Here is a 15,633-nt window from a genome sequence, read left to right on the forward strand (position 1 = left end):
TGAAAAGGATGGGATCACATTGAAGCATATCCATATTCAAGGACTAGATAAACCGGTTTCCCAGCTCATTATGGGCTCGGACTTCTTCAGATTGAATAACGGCGAAGAAGTGAGCGAAATTCTCAGCCATTATTTGGCGATCGGCGGCAATACCATCGACACGGCCCACATTTATTGCGGCGGCGAAAGCGAGCAAGCGCTTGGCATTTGGCTGGATCAGAACCGGAACCGCGAATCGATTAACATCTTCACCAAAGGCGCGCATCATGACGCAAACGGCCCGCGTGTGAACGCCGAGGCGATCCGCAGCGACTTGTTTACCAGCCTTGAGCGGCTACGCACAGATTATATCGAGCTCTACGCGCTGCATCGCGATGACCCGTCCGTCCCTGTCGGCGCGATCGTGGAAGCGCTTAATGAGCACGTCGAAGCTGGACGCATCCGTGCGTTCGGAGGTTCGAACTGGACGCATGAGCGCCTTCAGGAAGCTAACGACTACGCGGCGCAGCACGGTCTAATCGGCTTCAGCTTCAGCAGCCCGAACCTCAGCCTCGCGAAAGCGAACGAACCGTTCTGGGCCGGCTGTGTGTCGGCTGATGCCGATACGCTCGCTTGGCACGAGCGGACGCAGCTGCCGCTGCTGTCCTGGTCCGCGCAAGCCCGCGGCTTTTTCAGCGGCCGCTTCACGCCGGACAACCGCGAGAACGCGGACCTCGTCCGCGTCTTCTACAGCGACGCGAACTGGTCGCGCCTGCGCCGCGCCGAAGAGCTGGCCCAGCAGAAAGGCGTCAGCACGATCCAAATTGCGCTGGCCTACGTGCTGAACCAGTCGTTCCCGACCGGTGCGCTGATCGGGCCGCGCAGCGAAGCTGAGATGCTGTCGTGTAACGAAGGCGCACAGCTTCAGTTGACAGCGCAAGAGCTCGCTTGGCTGGATTTGACGGAAGCAGCGGTATAACTACAGCAGCTTATACTTGGGCACCCTGGCTTTGATGCTGGGGTGCTTTTTAGTATGCGCCGCTCCTTCTCATCCCGATAGACGATCTATCCATGGGCATGATAAGATACAAGTAGCGTCCTTATTCACTTCATGGTCGGACAGGCGTTCCCTCTGGAACGCTCCCAATTAGCGTAAGATGCCCGCTTAATCATAGCAAAGCCCTTAGGAGGATCCATGGGAAAAACTGATGTGCGCAGAGATGCGATCATGCAAATCATTAAAGATAGAGGCTCCATCGCCTTAACCGATATCGTTCAGCAATTTGCTGTGTCTGAAGCCACCGCAAGGCGCGACCTGGAAATTCTGGAGCAGGAGAAGCGCTGCATCCGCACGTTTGGCGGCGCTGTGCTGGAAAGCCTGAAGGTGGAAGTCCCCTTTTTCAACAAAATGGACCTCTTCACCGAGGAGAAAAAAGAGATCGCCGATAAGGCGCTGCGCTTCATCGAAGACGGCGATATTATCGGCTTGACCGGCGGCACGACGACCACGTTTATCGCCAAGAAGCTCAACCAGTTCAAAAACTTGACCGTCATCACCAATGCAGTCAATATCGCTTATGAGCTGATCGGCACTCCCGGCTTGCAGCTTATCGTGACAGGCGGCGTCATCCGCACGCAGACGTTTGAGCTGTCCGGACCGCTCGCCAACGCGACGCTGGAAAATCTCAGCATCCGCAAAACGTTTATGGGCTGCGACGGCATCTCTTTGACCCGCGGCATGATGATCTACAACGAACTAGAAGCCGAAACGAACCGCTGTATGATGAAAAGGTCGATGGACACCTACCTCGTCGCAGACCATTCCAAATTCAGCCGCAGCTCGCTGTTCGTCATCGGCGAAGTGCAGGAAACGACCGGCATCATCAGCGATTCTGCGATCACTCCGGAGATGATGCTTGCTTATAAAGAGGCCGGCGTCCCTTTTCTATAACACACAAAATAAAAACACCTGTCAGCACTGGATTTATTGGTACGCTCCAGATATTGACAGGTGTTTTTTGTGCGTTATTTTCCCCGAGATTAACGTCCTGTGGAATACCAGTCCAGCACTCGTAAAGCACGGAGCGTGTTCCAGCGGCTAGGCTCTCCTTCCACGCCTTCCATGTCGAAGTGAACGCGATCGGAGTGCACGTTTTCGAGCGGCCATTTCCCGTCCGGATCTTGTTTCTTCGCCACCCACTCCACTGCCTCCGCGACCCGTTCGTCTGGCTTAACACCAGCGCTGCGCAAGTAATCCAGTCCCCGCAACACATCGTAATGCCAAGTGGTCGGGAACGAGAAACGCAGCCAATAGGTATCAATCACCTAGCCAGACGAAAGCGATCTCATCATGCGACGCTCCAGCAGGTACTCGTGTGCTCGCAGGCGAGCTTCCGTTACTGCAGCCGTTTCCCCCTTGGCTCTCTCGAACGCTAACAGCCCTTCCAGTACGCAGATGGTGCTGTGGAAAGAGGAGCGCCGGCTTTGTGGAGCGTCGCAATTCCAGCCTCCGTCCTCAAGCTGCTCGCTCAGGAGCCGCTCGGCGAGCAGGTCGCTTGCCTCTCCGAAGTAGGCGCCAGCGCCAAGGATCCAGCCATTGACGCAGGGCTCGGTCTCGCCGTCGAAGTAGGGCAGACCGCCCATACGCTCCTGCCAGACGATCCGATCACGTACAAGGCCGATCGCTCTTCGGGCTTCCTCTTCCGCTGGAGCCAAGCCCAAGTCCTTCAACAGCAGCAAGGTGTAGCTCGTGCACAGCCAATTCCGCGCGTCTGCCTCACCGCCCCAGTTGCCCTGAGGAGATTGCAGGCCGAGAACCCTGGCGCCCCAACCTTCCGTTGCAATCCGCGACCGCTCTTCGGCAACCCATTCATCCGGCTCCTTGGTTAAGTCCCGCATCACCTGCCAACGGATCGCAGGATCCTACTGGCAACTTCGCAGTCATAGATCAAGCGGCAACTATCTCCCAGTCGAATGAAAGGCGCTCATGCAGCCATAAACACTAAAAAAGCAATACTTTAAATCGCAAACAATGCGACCAAAGTATTGCTTCTTTAATGCCCTACACCTACTCCGCCTGCACCTGTGCCTGCGACTCAGTTTCCGCTTTCGGCTGCGACTTCATCTTCAGCGTAGGCAGCATAACCAGCACGCCAATGACGAATAGTCCCGCCGAGACCAGATACAACGAAGATAGCGGAAACATATCTTTCAGCTTCCCGGCTAAGCTCATCGTGATCACCATCGCTCCCATGAACAACGGATTCAAGATCCCGTTGACCCGTCCCACGTAAGCTTCTTCCGTGTTACCCAAAATCATCGTCGAGATCCCGATTTGAATCGCCGGGAGCACGAGTCCCATGAGGAATTGCACCGCAAGCGCAATCCACAGCGTATGAGTGACGCCCATTGCCGCGATCGTCACGATGCTGACGGCCATTCCCAAGGTCAACATCGCCTGCGGGGACATCCGCTTGGAGAAAGCCATCGCCAGCCCGCCACCAATAATCATAGCTGATCCGTTAGCCACCATGAACCATTGTAGATTCTCTTTGGGCAAGCCCAGATTCTCCGTGACGACGTAGAGGCCAAGCGGATTAATTAACCCCAGCGCAAGTCCCGCGACGGCAAAGCAAGCGCCGAGCAGCACGAGCAGCCGGTTGCGCCGCACATAGCGGAAACCTTGACCCATTTCCTGAAAAATATGAGTCTCGCGATTTCCCGCCGCCTCTTTCTTATCCGCAGGAAGCCATGTCAGCACAAGCGCGGAAAGCAGGAAACACACCCCCATAATCGCAATCGCGACTTTAATGCCGAAGTGAAAATATACGTAAGTGCCCATCAGCGGACCAATAATCATAAAAATTGCAAACATGGACTGATACATGGACATGCCCATTTGCATTTGCGATTCAGGCACATGAACCTTGAACAGCTTCATTCCCGAAGGTTGGGAAAATTGCGACAGGATCGACGAGACCAAGGTCGCAAAGAAAATGGCTTTCCAAGAACCGTAGTACAGCGTAATCATCACGGCAAAAACAGAGACGGCGCTTAGCAAATCGCACCAGACCATCGTTAATTTCGGCCTCCAGCGGTCAGCGAAAGCCCCACCGATGAACGAGAATAAGAAAATCGGCGCAAACTCGGCCACGGAAATCAAAGACACCGAAATCGGATCGTTATTGGTCATATCCGTTACATAGAGCAGGACCCCAAAGTTGCGGACCCAGATCCCAATTTGCAAAAACAAGCCCGACAGCATAATCGTCTGCACGAAGCGATTGGCAAGAAACGAGCGCATCGTCGGCGCTTCGGCTGCTGCAGTTGGTTGTGACATCAAACAAACACCCCTTCAACTTCAAATCACGGGTACGATTTAACACATAGGTGAGAACTATGTAAAAAGTTTCGCCCCCTATCTAAAGTACAGAAGAGGTGTTGATAAGTCTAGTGACAGCGGTCATATGACCAGTCACATTTTTTTCCAGTTAATTGGTGGATCTGGACATCATTAATGCTGCACCGACCGCGCCGGCCGATGAGCCCAGCGCCGAAGCGACGAACTGGACCGGCCCGCGAATCGCCGGCAAGCAGCGCTGCTCGATGATCTCGCGCATCGGTCCGAGGAGCGGCTCGCCGATATGCGAAGCGCCGCCGCCGAGAACGACCACCTGCGGATTCAGCAGGTGGAGAATGCTGACGAGCCCGATGCCGAGGGCTCGTCCGGCTTCACGCAGGATGCCGCTGGCGCCGGCATCCCCTTCCGCGGCCGCAGCCGCGACCAACCGCGCATCTACGCGGTTCGGGTCGCCTCCCGCGAGCCGCACGAGCGCGCCGTCCTGCGGGACGGCGCCTTCAGCCGCGCGGCGCACGTGCTCCGCGCCGCGGCGGCCAATGGCAGTGCCTGATGCATACAGCTCCAGGCACCCCACATTGCCGCAGGGACAGAGCGGCCCATTACCATCAATGGTAATGTGGCCCAGCTCCCCTGCGTTGTGGTTCACCCCGGCGACCAAACGTCCGCCGGAGATAATGCCGCCGCCGATCCCCGTGGAGATCGTCACGAAGATGCAGTCCGGCGCGCCTTGACCGGCGCCGGCCAGCCATTCGCCGACCGCCGCTGCGGTGGCGTCGTTCTCCAGCCGGACCGCGCAGCCGAAGCGGTCCGCCAGCACGGCGCTGACGGCCACGTCGCGCCAGCCCAGGTTCGCGGCGAGCGTCACGACGCCGTTCGCCGTATCGAGCGTGCCCGCGGTGGCGACGCCAATGCCGTGGAGCCCTGAGCGGCCGCCGGGCACGGCCGCCAGCAAGCGCTCGATCAGGCTGCCGAGCCGATCGAGCACAGCCTCTTGACCCTGCTCAGCCAGGGTCGGAATTTCCTCTTTGGCGATGATCGCGCCATCGCCTGTCACGATCGCTGCCAGCATTTTTGTACCGCCAAGATCAATACCTACATAAAAATTATCCATTATAAGTCCTGCCTCCATCCAAGCGAAAATTGTTCTGATATTGTGATCGGCAATCGGCCGACGGCTTGCTCTTCGCCCAATAGCACTTGAGCCAGCGAATACATCGCTAAAGGCCTGTTTTCATAACAAGCATAATAAGTCTTGACTTCCGGGAATTCCAGCAAATCATAAGGGTTGCGGCCTGACGCCACTATGAAATGCACACCTGGCAGAGCCGCCAGTGTTTGCACAAGCTCCTTCTGTCCTTTCGAAAAAGAGGCATTATAGGTGACCATCACAATTTGCTTCTTGCCTTCACAGGCGGCCAGCACCCGCTTCTTGTCTGCCTCGGACGGATTCAGCCCCATGTACAATTCCTCCACACGCCGGCCGGAAAGCTCAGACAACTGGCTGCCCAGCGTGCCTACCCGGTCCACGACCTCGTCAATTTCGGTGCCCGTCTGGACTTCCGTCCAGACGACCAGCGTCGGCTCTGCAGGATCATACGCCTTGCCGGATTCGTCTTTCACTAAGGTGATGCTTTGTCGGCTCAGCTCTTTCGCCAGCTCCTGATGCTCCGGCGTGGAAATATCACCGACAGGTACCGGATCCAGCTTATCGAATTGAATATTGCGCTTAACCTTATAGTTCATAATGCGCATTACGGACGCATCGATCCGGGATTCCGGAATCCTTCCGCTCGCGACGGCAGCCAGCACAGCTTCGATTGCCGCAACCTGGTGCTTCAGCGTATGGCTGACCAGAATCAAGTCCGCCCCGGCCTCAATCGCCCGAACAGCGCCTTCCGCAACGCCAATCCCCTCGGAAATAGCTTTCATTTCCAAGCAATCCGTCACGATCATTCCCTCGAACCCCAGCTGCTTGCGCAGCAGCTCGGTCAAAATCCGATAGGACAGCGTCGAGGGCACTCCGTCCGCTTCGAGCGCTTTGAACACCACATGCGCAGTCATGATCGCATCGACGCCGCCTTCAATCGCTTGAATGAACGGGGCTAGCTCGAGCTCCATCAGCCGTTCCATGCTGTGCGGCACGACCGGCAAATCGTGATGCGAGTCTTCCGCCGTGTCGCCATGACCCGGAAAATGCTTAACCGTCGCGATGACGCCTGTCTCCTGCAGCCCGTTCACCGCGTGCGTGCCCATCTCCCCGACCAGCTCCGCCGTTTCCCCATACGAACGGACCCCGATCACCGGGTTAAGCCGGTTGTTATTGATGTCTAGGCATGGCGCAAAATTCATATTAATCCCCATTTGCCGCAGCTCTTTGCCCATCACTTTCGCGCCCGCATACACGCCAGCTGGCGCAAAGGTCGCGCCTAAAGCCATATTGCCCGGCAGCAAGGTCGCCCCCTTCTCAATACGGGACACCATTCCGCCTTCTTGATCGACGGCGATGAATAGCGGCAGTCCGCCGTTTTGCCGGCTTAGCAGCTGCAGCTCCGCGGACAATTGGGCCATCTGATGCGCATCTTGGACATTTCTGCGGAAATAGATGACGCCGCCCAGCCCGTAATCGGTGATGAGCTTCGTAATATTAGCGTTAGGCTTTATCGTTTCAAAACCGCATACGAACATCTGCCCAACTTTTTGACGCAATGTCAGAGTTTGATTGTTAATCGTCACTCCATTCACTCTCCCTTTTTAATTCACATGCATCTCTTCCTTATTCGAGGCCTCCTGCTGCTGCTGCAGCTCCTCCATCAGCTTCGCCGGATCAGTCCGGCCTGCGATCAATTCCTGCATTCCCCGCTCCAGCTTCTCTCTCACCTTCGTCTGAATGCGGGAATCATAGGCTGTGAACGTCCCTTGCGCATTGGCGAACACCTGCAAAATTTCCATGATCAACGGATTGACATCGCTCGTATCCTTAAGCTTCATAGCCGGCGGCATGCCTTCTTCCATAAGCTGCCGCTTCTGCATCGGTTCATTATACATTTGCTTAATGAATTCCTTGATCGCCGCTAACTGCGCTTCGCTCACTCGGTTAGAGAAGCCGTAGGCATTCGACCAGCCACCGTTGATAAATCCGTCTCCCGGGCCGTTGATCGCAGGAAAATTCATAAACCCCACGTCGTTCACGATAGAAGACTTCTCAGGGTCAAGCAGCGGCGTATTGGCCCAGCTGCCGTCGAACATGAACGCCGCTTCGCCGCTGCTGAACTTGTTCTGCTGCTCCGCATACGACAACGCAAGGCTGCCTTCCTGGAGGTAGCCCTTCTTCACAAGCGTCGTGTATTTGGAAAAGGCATCGACGACATCCGGATCCGTCCAACGCTTAATACCGGACAAAAATCCTTCCACGACGTTAGGCCCCGCTGTCCGCACCCACATCGTATTCATCATCATATTGATAACCCAAGCATCTTTGGCAGCCAGCATAATCGGCGTGATGTTCCTCGACTTCAGAACCTCGGCTTCTGCCAGCAGTTCATCCCACGTCTGCGGCGGCTTCAGGCCATTATTCGCCAAAATCTTTTTATTAAAATATAAGCCCTCCACATATCCGGCCATGGGAATTCCGTAAATTTTACCGTTAACCGTAAACTCGTCGAAACTATAAAATTTATCGCTCAAGCCAAGCTCTTTCAGGACAGGAGTCAAATCAAGCAGCCGATCCGCCTTCACGTAATCCCGTGTATCCGTACCGCCGAACAGGTCAAAAATTTCCGGAGGATTCCCCGCAGCCATTTCCGCGCGCAGCTTCTCGAAACGGTTGACCTTATCCTCGACGCCATCGAGTGTAATCGTCAAGCCCGGAACGTTCGCCTCCGTCGCTTTGACGACATCCTGCAGCATAGCCAGACGCTTTTTCTGCGTATCTTTCACCTGCGTATGCCGGATTGTCAGCGATACCGGTTGAATTTTATCATTCGCTTTCGCTGTTGGCGATGCCGGCGACACCTGAAGGCCGTCAGCTGACGGCTGTGGATGACTGCACGCCGTTAACAAAGACGTGAAAGCAACTGTGCCTGCGACTGCGACCGCGACTGCCGTGGATATCCGTAACCGTTTTTGTGCCATGGATGTCTCCTTTGACCATAAAATCATTATAAGAATGAAGCGACCGCGCCTAAAGACCAGCATATTTCTAAAACAGGGGGAAAATTCTCTACCTCGCCTCGCGTCGTTTATCCCGGTATTCCGATGGAATTTCCCCAGTAAACTCTTGGAATACTTTGGTGAAATAGCGCCGCTCCGTGTAGCCTACCGCCTTGCCGATATCGGAAATGCTCTTATCGCTATGAAGCAGCATCGATTGGGCCAGCTCCATCCGGTGCTTGGTCACATATTCAACGAACGTTTCGCCAAAATGCTGTTTGAACAACAAGCTGAAGTAGGACCTGCTAATGCCCAGCGCGCCGGCAATTTCCTCAATGCCGAAGTCCCTGGCATAATGAGCACGGATGTATTCCTTAGCCGCATCCATCAATAGCTCGCTGTTCTTCTTTTTATTGCCGCCTTTCAAGCCTATCGTAACCAGCTGCGTCATCACTTGAAGCAGATGCTGGATGCTCTCGCACTTATCGAGCTTGTGCCAGACTTCCTCTTCTTCGCGCAAATCCATACAGTTCATTTCGCGCAGCTCCCGCAGCAGGTGGAGAATAAGAAAATGCAGCATCTGCGAAGCGCGCGCAAACGAGCTGTTCGGCAGCCCTTCCAGCAGTGTTTTCAAGCGGGCCAAGGCTCCTTCGGTTTGCTCACGGTTCAACTGCTTCAAGCCGTTGACGATATCCTCGACGAGATACCATAGCGATATGTTGGCGTCTGCCGCCTCCTTGACATCCTTGTAGACGAGGATGGACTGCTGCTTCTCCAAACTCAGCTGCATCAATCTTTGCAGCTTCTTGTAGACCTCGGGCAATTGTCGGATATGCACCGCTTCCGGATACAGCCCGATGCTGATGCTGAACTTGACGTTCCTCAGCACGTTGCCCTGCAAATACGCGGATAGCTGCTGCATAGTCTCAATTAGTTGTGCCGGATCCGCAAACTCACTGGTGATCAGCAAACACCACTCGCCCTCACGCAGCTGCAGCACTGTAAACTTAAGCTCCGCGTCCATGAGCGTGTCCTGAAGCACGTTTTTCACCGCAAAATTCCACAGCTTGCGCTCTTCCTCACTCCAAAGCAGCGACTTTTGCGAATACTCGTCCACATCCACCATGGCGAACACATAAGCCAGGCTTTCAAGATCCAAATCATTGATCGGCAGCAGCGATTTCGGTGTAACCTCGGTATAATTCATCACGACATCATACAACACTTTATCCAGCGCCAAATTGCGCACTCTGTCCCATCTCAGCTCATCATCCTGCTTTTGCTGCTTCTTCACGCGGATCTGCTCCGCTAGTGAACGGATCGTGCTCTCCAGCTCATCATAATTAATCGGCTTGAGCATGTAATCACTCACACCATAACGCAATAGCGTGCGCACATATTCAAAGTCCTGATAACCTGTGACCATAAGCACGAGACAGTGCTCATTGCGGTCGCGAAGCTTCTCGACAAACGTGATGCCATCCATCTGCGGCATGCGGATATCGCTCATCACCAGATCAGGAATGTGCCGGTCCGCCAGCTCCAGCGCCTCGATCCCATTCCTTGCCGTGCCTACAATATCGATCCCAAGCTCGTCCCAAGGAATGACCTGCTGCAAATTGCGCAAAATATTCGGCTCATCATCAGCCAAAATCGCTTTTAACCTCATGATCTCATCTCCTTGTTTTTGGGAATGACGATTTTCATCGTGGTGCCGTGTCCTTCCATACTGCATATATACATCCCGTAGCTGCTGCCGTATTGAATCCGGATGCGGTCAGCCACATTGCTGACACCAAGCCCCCGCCGCTCCTCCGTGACATCCATGATTTCATGGATCGGTGTCTTCAGCTCCATTTTGTACCGAAACTTACTCAACTTCTCATGGCTGATGCCTATGCCGTTATCCGTTACATAAATGCCGATACGCGTTTCCTCGTCTTCCACACGAATCGAGATCGTTCCTTGGTGCGTAATAGGCTCAAAACCATGTTGAAGGCTGTTTTCCACCAGCGGCTGCAGCGTCAGCTTAAGGATATAGCAATTCATCAGCTCGGCCGGCGCCTCAATGTTGTAGGTGAACTGATTCTCAAAACGGAATTCCTGAATTTCCAGGTAGCTTTTCAAATAGTCTAACTCTTGCTTGAGCGTAATTTCTTCCTTGCCTTCCATCCCGATTCGGAGCAAATTGCCCAGCCTGTACACCATTTGGCTCACTTTCTTGCCTTGATTTTGAATCGCCAGCACATTGATGGACTCCAGCGTGTTAAACAAAAAGTGCGGCTTGATCTGTGCCTGCAGCAGCATCAGCTCAGCTTTATTTTTGCGGTCCTGCTGCCGCTTCACCTCTTCGAGCAAATCCTCGACGCGAACGACCAGGCTGTTGAAGCCTCTGGCGAGCGCTTGCGTCTCATCTTTGCCGCTGACCTCGATGCGGGTCGTCAGATCGCCCCGTTCCACTCTTTTCATCGAGGATACGATGCGCAGAATGAACTGAATGATCCTTCTGACGAAAACGAGATTGTACACCAGGGCACAAAACAGACAAATAAACGTAATGCCCGCTACCCACTTCATGATCGTCTCGATTTCCCCAGCGACATATTTCCACGATGTAATGGACACGACACTCCAGTCCTGCAGCCCCATATCATTAAGGTCCAGCGGATACTGGGAGATGAGGCTTTTTTCATTGAGAAAATCGGCTTGGAAGCTCTGATTCGGATGCTGAAAATCCAGCTTACCCGGCAAAAGCTGCAGCACATTCGCGCCTTCCAGACTCGTTTTATTGTCATAGAAGATTAAACCGCTTTTATTGACAAGAAAATAGCGTTTGGAGTTTTCTTCATTCGTATTGAACGAACGAAAAATCTGGTCGAGCTCGTTGAAGCGGAAGCGCAGCAGCATATAGCCGCGGTTGTCCATCGTCCAAAAATCTTTGACCAGCCGCGCTTGGTAGAACTCCCTGTGCCCGGTCTGAAACTCTTGGTACTCACCGGGTCCGATCCACAGCGGCCTGCCGTTCAGACTTTGTATTTGCTTGAAGACAGCGCTGTCATGCATCGCGTTCCATGGGGTGAAACTACTGCTGCTGCTTCGCCCCGCACTGAAAGTTCGTCCGCGATTGTTATAAATGACAACCGATTGCACAGGCGAATACGTAAGGATCGAGCTGCGCAAGAGCGTGTCAAACGTATTGACATCATACGAGCTCAGCGTAGGATCATCAGGCTGAACGCCGTCCATCGTCCGATATATCGCCTGGATCCCTTCCTTTACCATCCAGTAATCCGAAAAGTAGTTCGCTTCCTTAAACATATAATAAATATTGCGAGAAATCGCTTGCAGCGAAACCTCGTTGAGATCGCCGTATTTTTTCTCGATCAGTTGTTGAGACACCGTGTATACGACCGTTCCGAGTACGAATAAAGGAATGATGATGAATAGCAAAAAGCCGATAAACACCTTTTTATTCAAGTTCATCTAGAGCTGGATGCCCCCCGTCCAAATTTCGGGCTCGACGCTGATCTCCACGTTACCTCTCAGCGCCTTGCTGATCATACAGACGAGCTCCGCTCGAATTGCCGAATTCTTGATCTTCTCCAGCTGCGCTTCCGAGGTGCCGGCTGCGGCGCGGATGCGGGGGCGGTGGATCAGCCGCTTCACTTTCATAGCTGGCGCCGTGTCTACGGTGATCTCGGAGGTCAGCTCCAGCTGCTCAATGCCTTGTTTGTGCAAAATTGCCCCTAACGTGATTAAGTAACAAGTCGCCGCCGCGCCCAGCAGCAAATCTTCCGGATTCGTTCCAAGTCCCGGGCCGCCTAATCCGGCAGGAACCGAAATCGGGGACATCAGGCTGTTTGTCCTGATTTCTCCGGTGCCATGAAGACCGCCTGACCATTCAGCCGTTAAAATAAACCGATGCTCACTCATTTTGCGCCCTCTTTTCTTCGGCCTAATCTTCTTTATTTTAATTCAAGACGCGCAGTTATTCCACATTTCGATTAAAAAATTGAGCGTTTGGATCAAAATTATGCATTATTCGACAAATGTTATCATCTTGGCGCTGCTTGGTTATCTATTTCTCACCTTCATCTGCTGATCTCTGCATGCAGCTGGTATCTCTTAAGTTGCTTGCGGTGATAGAGTTGACATTTCATTCTACTGAGGGTATAATTGATAAAATTGATTGACATGATAATAGTAAACACTTCAAACCAAACCTCATTTACCCCACGATTGAATAATGAAACGAAAGAAACCCCCTTTCCTTTTATCTGTATTCCCAATCTGCAGTAAACTCATTTATGGTAAATCCGAGGCAGCGTTTCGTGTTTCGGCAGCAAGTGTTTGTATAGCAATTCTCACTGGCGCGGTCATTGGAGCCGCAAGGATGGAAGAGAGGCAGGGCTTTCGTTGTTTTGATAGCATGCACAGGATTAACGCAAATTCATAGAGATCAATCGCATATCGAGGCTGTCTTTATTTGATGAAATAAAGACGGCCTTTTCTATTTGATGCCGGCAATGCGCGTTGCCACTTGCCAACTGCCCACTGCCTGCTTTGCCCCCGTGGTGATCTAGTTCGACTTCGCTTCGGCAAAACGGACTAAAGCACCAGCAACCGATCCATCTCAACTCTCTAAATCGGGTTTTTCGAACTACCACACCTGGCAAACACAATTACAACAAAAAACCGCTAGGGACCCCTAGCGGCAATTGCTACTAAACAGTGAACTTCTGCAGCGACAACTGCAGTTCTTCGGCCAATCCAGCCAACGACTTAGCGGAATTCTCAATCTCTTCCGTGGTGGACATTTGCTCTTGGCTGGCGGCCGCCGTTTCCTGACTCACACTGATTCCCGTCTCGGAAACAGCGCTGACAACCCCCATCACTTCTTCAATCCGCACGTTCGCAGCTGCTAAGTGATGAATCGATTGATTCACATCCTCGACTTTGGCATTCACCATCTCGACGGATTCTTCAATATGTACGAACGACTCTTGAACTTGCTCCGAGATCGTTAAACCTTCCTTTACCTTGCCTGCGCCGGCTTGCATCGATACGACAGCGTGATTAATCTGTCTTTGGATCGTCGCCACCAGATTCGTGATATCACGCGCGGAAGAAGACGATTGCTCTGCCAGCTTGCGCACTTCACCAGCTACAACCGCAAAACCGCGGCCCGCTTCACCCGCTCTTGCAGCCTCAATCGCGGCGTTGAGCGACAGCAAATTCGTTTGCGTAGCGATTTCGTTAATAACGCCGACAATTTTTCCAATCGCATGGGCGTTCTTGCCAAGCTCCTCAACGACTGTGCCAACTTCTCCCGACGCTTCGGCAATCTCGCGCATTTGATCGGAGATCGACAGTACGGATTGCTTCCCGTTTTGCGCAGCTGTAGTCGCTTGTCCGACCAAAATAGCCACTTCTTGCGCAGAAACGTCAATCTGCTTGGTGCTTTGCAGCATTTGATGCACTGCCTCGTTCGCTTGGTTAACACCACTGAACTGCTTCTCAAAATCTTGTGCCAACTGCAAGCTGTACGTAGCGACCTGTTTCGCCGCCATCGAGCTTTGCTCCGAGCTAGCGAGCAGCTCTTCGGAACTGGCCGATAACGTCAATGCATTATCCGCAATTTGTGAGACGAGCGTGCGCAAGCTTTCGGTCATTACATTAAAAGATCCTGTCAATTTACCGACTTCATCACGATAAGGATAATTTCCTTTTACTGACAAATCCCCACTTGCCGCTTTCTCCATCTTCTCCTGCAGTGCGCGAATCGGCGTGGTAATAATCATATTGAGGGCCAAAGCATTGACCGTCAAAATAATCATAGCAATGATAATCGTAACGATAATTACCGTGTGCGAAACCGTTGAATCGCTCTTGTTCGTTTGCTGGAATTGCTCTGCAGCAGCTTCTTTCAGCGCGACCAGTTTGCCCAGCGCTTCCACCGTTTGGCTCCCCTGAGGAGATACCTGTGTATTATAGACTTGATAAGCAACTTGGTTATTCTGCGTAGCATGCTCAATAGCGGCTGAACTGACTTCGCGGTACTTAGCATTCTGTTCTTCAAAAGCGTCATAAGCCGCTTTTTCTTCAGCCGTCATTGGAATTTGTCCCAATTTCGTGACCAAGTCATTATTTGTCTTAATGCCTTCATCCAATTGAGCCTTCAGCTTACCCTTGTACTTCACATCAATGGTCAGCATCATTTCCAGCAAGTTAGATTCGAGGTCATTAAAATTGGCTTTTAACTGATTGCCCCATTTAACAGAAAGCAAGCTTTCTTCGTACATTCTTGTCGAATTGCCTGCCATCTTATCCATATAGAAATAGCCGACCAAACCTACGATGAGTAAAAATAAAATAGCCATTGCATTCATCAGAAGCAACTTCGATCGCAACTGTAAATGGCGAAGCATGGTCATGCTGAAGTTCACATTCTTTACACGTTGAGCAAGCTTCAAATTCATTTTGAATTTCAAGATGACAGTTCCCCCTTCAGATCGGTTGATCTTGCGTCTGAACGTTCAGTCCGAAAGAAAACCATCTTTTCTAGTGATTTGGTGGCACTTTTTCTAACACTAGTTAAAAAATTTACCTATGGTTTATTTTACAAAATCGTTACTTTTATGTAAAGATAAATATCTCCGAAACACCTACTACTAAATGCATATTATATGTTAAAAAATTATAAGAATAGTTAACAATTACCTAATAAAGGTCTACCGATGATAGGAATAGTTGAATTTCCGCTTTATAGGAATGACAGGAGATCTAACATCTGTGGATATATTTATGATTAGCTGAGGAAAAAATCCTGCCTTCTTACATGGAGATGACAACACAACTCGATGAGGTCAATCGAGCTGAGATGATTACAGTTTACCGCCAGCTCCTCTACAGTTGCCTTCTGCAAATTTCTCTTGACCTTTTTCCGCAGCAAGCCTATACTTCTAATCAACCAAATGACGTGATCATGCCAATGATGAGCATCCAACTCGGAGGCGTTCTCGCCAAGAAGGGCCGATCGGCACAGGCCTTTCTAAGTTAACCGGACCCGCCCGTTATCGCGGAACCAAGTGGAGTTGCGTTCAATAAGCAGCGCAGCTCAAATTGGGTGGCACCGCGAGCTAACG

12 protein-coding genes are annotated in these 15,633 nt (G+C 52.2%); 2 read left to right on the forward strand and 10 right to left on the reverse strand.

Annotation, left to right across the window (positions count from 1 at the left end; all coding sequences use genetic code 11):
• Positions 1-19: 19 nt before the first annotated feature.
• A complete protein-coding gene (locus O9139_RS05060; RefSeq protein ID WP_270878367.1) occupies positions 20-958 on the forward strand; it encodes an aldo/keto reductase in 939 nt (312 codons plus the stop codon).
• A 216-nt stretch (positions 959-1,174) separates the two neighbouring features.
• Complete coding sequence (locus O9139_RS05065) at positions 1,175-1,930, forward strand: DeoR/GlpR family DNA-binding transcription regulator (protein ID WP_270878368.1); 756 nt, start codon at positions 1,175-1,177, stop codon at positions 1,928-1,930.
• A gap of 89 nt (positions 1,931-2,019) precedes the next feature.
• Here O9139_RS05065 and O9139_RS05070 read toward each other — a convergent pair whose 3' ends face one another.
• The 10 genes from O9139_RS05070 to O9139_RS05115 all read right to left on the reverse strand — a co-directional run bounded on the left by O9139_RS05070 (position 2,020) and on the right by O9139_RS05115 (position 14,979).
• Positions 2,020-2,304, reverse strand: coding sequence for a hypothetical protein (locus O9139_RS05070; protein ID WP_270878369.1), 285 nt, complete (start codon positions 2,302-2,304; stop codon positions 2,020-2,022).
• The gene (locus O9139_RS05075) at positions 2,305-2,877 is read right to left on the reverse strand and encodes a hypothetical protein (RefSeq protein ID WP_270878370.1); all 573 of its coding nucleotides are present in this window, start codon (positions 2,875-2,877) and stop codon (positions 2,305-2,307) included.
• A gap of 169 nt (positions 2,878-3,046) precedes the next feature.
• Positions 3,047-4,318 carry an MFS transporter gene (locus O9139_RS05080; protein WP_270878371.1) on the reverse strand — a complete coding sequence of 424 codons (1,272 nt, stop codon included), beginning with the start codon at positions 4,316-4,318 and terminating at the stop codon, positions 3,047-3,049.
• Positions 4,319-4,469: 151 nt separating this feature from the next.
• Positions 4,470-5,450 (reverse strand): ROK family protein, encoded by a 981-nt coding sequence (locus tag O9139_RS05085; protein WP_270878372.1) that lies wholly within the window; start codon positions 5,448-5,450, stop codon positions 4,470-4,472.
• Entirely contained in the window at positions 5,450-7,072 is a 1,623-nt protein-coding gene (nagZ, locus tag O9139_RS05090) for a beta-N-acetylhexosaminidase (protein ID WP_333742450.1), read from the reverse strand. The genes O9139_RS05085 and nagZ overlap by 1 nt, the downstream gene beginning before the upstream one ends.
• Before the next feature lie 18 nt (positions 7,073-7,090).
• On the reverse strand, positions 7,091-8,470 hold the full coding sequence (locus tag O9139_RS05095) for an extracellular solute-binding protein (RefSeq protein ID WP_270878373.1): 1,380 nt from the start codon (positions 8,468-8,470) through the stop codon (positions 7,091-7,093).
• An 88-nt stretch (positions 8,471-8,558) separates the two neighbouring features.
• On the reverse strand, positions 8,559-10,157 hold the full coding sequence (locus O9139_RS05100) for a response regulator transcription factor (RefSeq protein WP_270878374.1): 1,599 nt from the start codon (positions 10,155-10,157) through the stop codon (positions 8,559-8,561).
• The gene (locus tag O9139_RS05105; RefSeq protein WP_270878375.1) at positions 10,154-11,971 is read right to left on the reverse strand and encodes a cache domain-containing sensor histidine kinase; all 1,818 of its coding nucleotides are present in this window, start codon (positions 11,969-11,971) and stop codon (positions 10,154-10,156) included. The genes O9139_RS05100 and O9139_RS05105 overlap by 4 nt, the downstream gene beginning before the upstream one ends.
• On the reverse strand, positions 11,972-12,421 hold the full coding sequence (locus O9139_RS05110; protein WP_270878376.1) for an OsmC family protein: 450 nt from the start codon (positions 12,419-12,421) through the stop codon (positions 11,972-11,974). It lies immediately after the preceding gene.
• Positions 12,422-13,212: 791 nt separating this feature from the next.
• A complete protein-coding gene (locus tag O9139_RS05115; RefSeq protein ID WP_270878377.1) occupies positions 13,213-14,979 on the reverse strand; it encodes a methyl-accepting chemotaxis protein in 1,767 nt (588 codons plus the stop codon).
• Positions 14,980-15,633 lie beyond the last annotated feature (654 nt).

This window comes from Paenibacillus aestuarii (genome assembly GCF_027789125.1).
Classification (GTDB): Bacteria; Bacillota; Bacilli; order Paenibacillales; family NBRC-103111; genus Paenibacillus_E; species Paenibacillus_E aestuarii.

Bases quoted from the DNA above. Each gene is read 5' to 3' on its own strand.
- O9139_RS05065 (WP_270878368.1), top strand. From the start codon at position 1,175: ATGGGAAAAACTGATGTGCGCAGAGATGCGATCATGCAAATCATTAAA.
- O9139_RS05075 (WP_270878370.1), bottom strand. From the start codon at position 2,877: ATGCGGGACTTAACCAAGGAGCCGGATGAATGGGTTGCCGAAGAGCGG.
- O9139_RS05080 (WP_270878371.1), bottom strand. From the start codon at position 4,318: ATGTCACAACCAACTGCAGCAGCCGAAGCGCCGACGATGCGCTCGTTT.
- O9139_RS05085 (WP_270878372.1), bottom strand. From the start codon at position 5,450: ATGGATAATTTTTATGTAGGTATTGATCTTGGCGGTACAAAAATGCTG.
- O9139_RS05095 (WP_270878373.1), bottom strand. From the start codon at position 8,470: ATGGCACAAAAACGGTTACGGATATCCACGGCAGTCGCGGTCGCAGTC.
- O9139_RS05100 (WP_270878374.1), bottom strand. From the start codon at position 10,157: ATGAGGTTAAAAGCGATTTTGGCTGATGATGAGCCGAATATTTTGCGC.
- O9139_RS05105 (WP_270878375.1), bottom strand. From the start codon at position 11,971: ATGAACTTGAATAAAAAGGTGTTTATCGGCTTTTTGCTATTCATCATC.
- O9139_RS05110 (WP_270878376.1), bottom strand. From the start codon at position 12,421: ATGAGTGAGCATCGGTTTATTTTAACGGCTGAATGGTCAGGCGGTCTT.